General features: G+C 52.4%; 3 protein-coding genes and 2 pseudogenes. All 5 read left to right on the top strand.

The genetic code is table 11. The features are described 5' to 3' along the window. Positions 1–108 (top strand): annotated as a pseudogene (locus ACETPC_RS23365) (elongation factor Tu); the annotation flags it as partial. A 230-nt stretch (positions 109–338) separates the two neighbouring features. After that, the gene (gene secE, locus ACETPC_RS23360; RefSeq protein ID WP_380184831.1) at positions 339–722 is read left to right on the top strand and encodes a preprotein translocase subunit SecE; all 384 of its coding nucleotides are present in this window, start codon (positions 339–341) and stop codon (positions 720–722) included. 1 nt (position 723) lies between these two features. Then, a complete protein-coding gene (gene nusG, locus ACETPC_RS23355; protein WP_024966040.1) occupies positions 724–1,269 on the top strand; it encodes a transcription termination/antitermination protein NusG in 546 nt (181 codons plus the stop codon). Positions 1,270–1,415: 146 nt separating this feature from the next. Further along, complete coding sequence (rplK, locus tag ACETPC_RS23350; protein ID WP_380184830.1) at positions 1,416–1,844, top strand: 50S ribosomal protein L11; 429 nt, start codon at positions 1,416–1,418, stop codon at positions 1,842–1,844. Positions 1,845–1,847: 3 nt separating this feature from the next. After that, positions 1,848–2,114 (top strand): annotated as a pseudogene (gene rplA, locus ACETPC_RS23345) (50S ribosomal protein L1); the annotation flags it as partial.

Raw genomic sequence — 2,114 nt, 5'->3', positions numbered from 1 at the left:
GTTGTTACCCTGATCCACCCAATCGCAATGGACGACGGTCTGCGTTTCGCAATCCGCGAAGGCGGCCGTACCGTTGGTGCAGGTGTTGTTGCTAAAGTTATCGCTTAATCGCTGATAATATTTGACGCAACGCACAAGAAGAGGGCATCATTTGATGCCCTTTTTGCACGCTGTAACATAGAACCTGGCTCATCAGTGATTTTCAACCATAATCATTGCTGAGGCAGGCTCTGTTGCACGGCGTTATATGCCGAGTTTCGCCTGAGCGCATTATTCGGTTCGGTTGCCGCGTATTTACGGGGCAAAATAGTTTCTGATCTATTGTGGCAGGTTGGTTTATGAGTGCTAATACCGAAGCTCAAGGGAGCGGGCGCGGACTGGAAACGGTAAAATGGTTAGCGGTGGCGCTGCTGCTGCTCGTGGCCGTTGTCGGCAACTACTATTATCGTGACATTACCCTCCCGCTGCGCGCGCTGGCCGTAGTCATCCTGATCGCAGCAGCAGGTGGTATCGCGCTGCTGACGACGAAGGGCAAAGCAACGTTGGCTTTTGCCCGCGAAGCGCGCACGGAAGTTCGCAAGGTTATTTGGCCGACTCGTCAGGAAACGTTGCATACCACGTTAATCGTTGCCGCGGTTACTGCCGTGATGTCACTGATTTTGTGGGGACTGGATGGTATTCTGGTCCGTCTGGTATCGTTTATCACTGGCCTGAGGTTCTGAGATGTCTGAAGCTCCAAAAAAGCGCTGGTACGTCGTTCAGGCGTTTTCCGGCTTTGAAGGCCGTGTAGCCCAGTCGCTGCGCGAGCATATCAAATTACATAACATGGAAGAGCTTTTTGGCGACGTCATGGTGCCAACCGAAGAAGTGGTTGAAATCCGTGGCGGACAGCGTCGCAAAAGCGAACGCAAGTTCTTCCCGGGCTATGTTCTGGTTCAAATGGTCATGAACGACGCAAGCTGGCACCTGGTGCGTAGCGTACCGCGCGTCATGGGATTCATTGGCGGTACTTCCGATCGTCCGGCACCTATTAGCGATAAAGAAGTCGACGCGATTATGAACCGTCTGCAGTCCGCTGGCGATAAGCCTCGTCCAAAAACCCTGTTCGAACCAGGCGAAATGGTGCGCGTCAACGACGGCCCGTTTGCCGACTTCAACGGTGTGGTGGAAGAAGTGGACTACGAAAAAAGCCGCCTGAAAGTTTCTGTTTCCATCTTTGGCCGCGCTACGCCGGTCGAGCTGGATTTCGGCCAGGTCGAGAAAGGCTGACCAGGCAGTAAGAAACCGGATACTGGTTGCAAAAGGCGCGAAATTGCCCTACAATTTCGCGCCTTTTGTTTTTATGCGCCCGGCGCGTAAAATATTAATCACGGGGAGCTCTTTACCGAGCGATTGCACCCAATAGAGGAAATATCATGGCTAAGAAAGTACAAGCCTACGTCAAGCTGCAGGTTGCAGCCGGTATGGCAAACCCAAGCCCGCCAGTTGGTCCAGCTCTGGGTCAGCAGGGTGTTAACATCATGGAATTCTGTAAAGCGTTTAACGCCAAAACAGAATCCCTGGAGAAAGGCCTGCCGACTCCGGTTGTTATTACCGTTTATTCTGACCGTTCTTTCACCTTCGTTACCAAAACGCCTCCGGCAGCAGTACTGCTGAAGAAAGCGGCTGGTATCAAGTCTGGTTCCGGCAAGCCGAACAAAGACAAAGTAGGTAAAGTATCACGTACTCAGGTACGTGAAATCGCAGAAACTAAAGCTGCGGACATGACTGGTGCTGACATTGAAGCGATGACTCGCTCAATCGAAGGTACTGCTCGTTCCATGGGCCTGGTAGTAGAGGATTAATACATGAAACTGACCAAGCGCATGCGCGTGATCCGTGACAAAGTTGATGCTACCAAGCAGTACGACATCAACGAAGCTGTAGCTCTGCTGAAAGAACTGGCCACCGCTAAGTTCGTAGAAAGCGTTGACGTAGCTGTAAACCTGGGCATCGATGCTCGTAAATCTGACCAGAACGTGCGCGGTGCTACCGTACTGCCACACGGTACCGGTCGTTCAGTACGCGTTGCCGTATTTACCCAGGGCGCAAACGCCGAAGCTGCTAAAGCAGCT

Source organism: Pantoea sp. sgz302252 (assembly GCF_042610525.1).
Classification (GTDB): domain Bacteria; phylum Pseudomonadota; class Gammaproteobacteria; order Enterobacterales; family Enterobacteriaceae; genus Erwinia.
The sequence above is the reverse complement of the archived record's forward strand: the minus strand, read 5'-3'. Positions and strand labels throughout refer to the sequence as shown.